Origin of the sequence: Sutterella sp., assembly GCF_030539355.1 — a bacterium.
Lineage (GTDB): Bacteria > Pseudomonadota > Gammaproteobacteria > Burkholderiales > Burkholderiaceae_F > Sutterella.
In genome coordinates this window covers 1-3,151 of sequence record NZ_JAUNSF010000175.1, presented here as the reverse complement: position 1 = coordinate 3,151, position 3,151 = coordinate 1, and the positions used below count along the sequence as shown (strand labels likewise).

The 3,151-nt window shown below is 62.1% G+C and carries 2 protein-coding genes; one reads left to right on the top strand and one right to left on the bottom strand.

Translation table 11 applies throughout. The annotated features are described in order from the left end of the window. A partial coding sequence (locus Q4F91_RS13240; protein WP_303338203.1) for an ATP-binding protein occupies positions 1-2,467 on the bottom strand: 2,467 nt, incomplete at its 3' end. Positions 2,468-2,793: 326 nt separating this feature from the next. On the opposite strand from Q4F91_RS13240, the gene Q4F91_RS13235 reads away from it, so the two are divergent. Next, on the top strand, positions 2,794-3,120 hold the full coding sequence (locus Q4F91_RS13235) for a hypothetical protein (RefSeq protein ID WP_303338202.1): 327 nt from the start codon (positions 2,794-2,796) through the stop codon (positions 3,118-3,120). Positions 3,121-3,151: the final 31 nt, after the last annotated feature.

The following is a 3,151-nucleotide window of genomic DNA, read 5'->3' as shown; positions in this document are numbered from 1 at the left end:
ACTTGTCGGAGCGGAGGATGTTGTGAATGAGGGCGTTCACGAGATTCTCGGAGTCAAACTCGGATATGCGGTCATGATTCCTGAGGTACCTGCGGCGGGCCTCGGCATAGTCGGAGTAGAGGAGGTCGAAGACAGAGCGGACCTCGGACTCCGTTACCGTGCCGGACTCGTACTCGATCCAGCGGATCAGCTGGCCGATGTCGGAGGTCTCCGGAATGTCGTTGCCGGTCGTGACGAGCGTGAGACTCTTCTTTGCCCTGGAGACCGCGACATTCAGCAGATGAGGATCCTCAATGAACGGGGTGATGACGTTGCCGACGGTCGAGAGGATGACGGCGTCGCGCTCGCGGCCCTGGAACTTGTGCACGGTCGAGACGTCTTCCTCGCCGAGACCGGTCTTCCTCTGGAGAAGCTCGGCCTGGCGGCGGAAAGGCGTTATCACGCCGATCGAGGCCCCGGGGTTCTCGGCGCGGATGCGGGCGACCTCCGCGGCGACGGCCTCGGCCTCGCGCTCGTTGACGTGACCGCGGGCGTGCGCCCCCGGCACCGTGCGGATGACTTTCAGCGCCGGCGACGTCGCGTTGACGCGGGGCTCGTCGCTGCGGTCCTTCGTCATGACCACAAGCTCGCCGCCGTAGTACATGGCGTTCGAGAAGCCGATGATCTTCGGGTCGCACCGGTAGTGCTCGCGCAGGAGCGTGCACGGCACGTCCGGGACGGTCATCTTGACGGAGTCGAGGAAGGAGTGCTTCGCGGCGTTCATGCCCTCCGGGAGCTTGAACATTCCGAAAAGATGCTCGAGTTCCAGCTTGTTTCGGTCCGAGACCACGTGCGGGAGCTGCTTCGAGTCGCCGACGATGACGGCGTTCTCGGCGCAGGCGATCGAGAGCGCGCCCGCGGGGATAGCGACCTGGGAGGCCTCGTCCATGATGACGTAGTCAAAAAGCTCGCGTTCCTGCAGGGTCTTCGCCGACGAGAAGGTCGAGCTTGTGACCACCGGGTATCGCCAGGTGAAGTCGGGGCTGCCGATCGGCTCGGCGGCGCCGTGGTCGAAGTCCTCGAGGCGGTAGGCAACACAGCTCCGGAGCAGAGCCATCGAGAGCCTCTGAACTTCGCCCTGCATGTCCTGGAGGCGCCCCTTCGCGAGCTCCTTCCCGAGGCTGGCGAGCTCCTCCTCAAGCTCAGCGATCTTGAGCGTGCAGAGCGCGCGGTCGAGCACCAGGAGCTTCGACTCGGTCGGGAGCTCCTGCCAGCGTGCGGGTTCGGTGAAGATGCTCGAGACCCGGCGCTTCGAGAGCCAGCGCTTCAGCCACGCGAAGAGACCGCGCTCTTCCTCAGGGGCGGAGTCATCGGCCATGCGGACGCGGAGCGCCATGAGTTCCTCATACTTGATCGCCCAGGGAAGGGGACGGAGCGCGATGTCGGGGAGAGCAACGGACGCCGTGAAGTTGCGGAGCTCGGTCTCGGCGGCGGCGAGCAGGTCCTTCACGCGCGCGTGCTCGCGCTCGACCGTGAGCAGGCGGTCGATGCTCTTGTTGAGTTTGCGGATGCGCCGACGATACCTCGCCGCCGTCCACCAGAGGAGCTGCCAGTCCGACATGGCCGGCAGCGTGTTCTCCGCCTGGGAGGCCTTGAAGGCCTCGACGAACTCGGCGCGGCCGAGCTTCGCGCAGAGGCAGCCGAGGTCTGCGGCCTCGAGCTTTTCAACGACATTGGAGGTGGCGGAGTTGCTGTTCGAGACAACGAGCGTGCTCCTGCCGCGGATGATCAAATTGGCGATGATGTTGAGGATCGTCTGGGTCTTGCCGGTGCCGGGAGGGCCTTCGATCACGGAGAGGCTCGAGCTGAGCGCGCGCGTGACGGCCTCCCTCTGGCTTGCATTGACGCCGAAGGGGTAGATGACTTCGTGGTAGGTCCAGCTTTTGACTTCGCGGACGGGATAGGCCTTCGGGTCGAGCCACGTGTGTATGAGGCGCTTCTCTGTGAGCGAGAAGTCGAGTCGCTCGAAGTACTTCGCGAGACTCAGCGGCTTCGTCGATCCGTCGGGCGAGGGGATCTCGGAGAGCGCGGCGGCGTGCGTGAGGTACTGGAAGGGGTCGCGCGCGCGGAGTGCTTCCGCGGCGCCGAGGCGCTCGCAGAAGACCTCCTGGAGGCCCTTCGTGCAGGACGTGCCGTCAGACATCTCGAAGTACCAGCGGCCGAAGAAAAGCGTAGAGAACTTCCGGGCGACAGTCGGAAACTGACGCACGAGCCCCTTGGCGGTCTTCCAATAGAAGCGCCATTCCTGGGGCAGAAACTCCTCGGGCTCGGTGAGAACCTGGCAGCGAGCGCGGCTGTAGACGTACACCTTCTCGAGGTAGTCGGCGAAGACGATGGCAGGCCCTTGTCGCGTAAGGGTGCATGAGGCGATGTCCTCGGTGCGCACGGCGCCGTCGATGATCACCATGCAGAGTCGCGGATCGAGCATTTTCTTTCCCTCCCAGGAAGATTGTGTGGAACTTTCGGACCTCGGACGAGCCATGAGCGGGAGTCGTCTGAGGCGTACAGGTTCCTGTTGCGAAGCTGTCGCGTGTGAGCGCACAAGGGGAGCACTGAAGCCTCACGGCATCAGGAGTCGGTCTTGATTGGCTCACGAACCTTCCGTTCGCTTGGGATTTGTGATTAGTGGATCGGCCCGCGGGCGGCCGTCTTTGTGGCGAACGGAGAAGTCTTCAAGGACTGAGGTCCCGTAGAATCATCGAAGGTTTCAATGATCCTCAGTGGTGATACTACCACACAAACACACTTACGTAAATGCGAAAGAAGCAAACTAAGAGTGAAGTCAAAGAGGCTTCAAGCGAGAAGATGCCGACAAGAATGGGCAGACCTCCGCTGTACCCGCAGGGGCGCAAGGTCATAACATTGTCGTTCCCGGTTGATGTGGCGGCTCGCCTAAAAGTGCTGGGGAACTCATTGTTCGTGAAGGAGGTCGTGGCTGCCCTGCCCGAAGGTGATGAGGATCGAGAGAAACGTCCTCACATGGTGGCTTTCAGATTGACGGATGTTGAGTTCGAGAGACTCGAAGCCAAGGGTGGGGTGGAGTGGATCAAGGATCTTCTTAAGGGGGCTTCTATAAACTAAGTGCCTGATTTATATCAAGAATCAGGGATTT

Excerpts from the sequence above, each read along its gene's own strand:
- Q4F91_RS13235 (WP_303338202.1), top strand. The coding sequence starts at position 2,794 with ATGCGAAAGAAGCAAACTAAGAGTGAAGTCAAAGAGGCTTCAAGCGAG.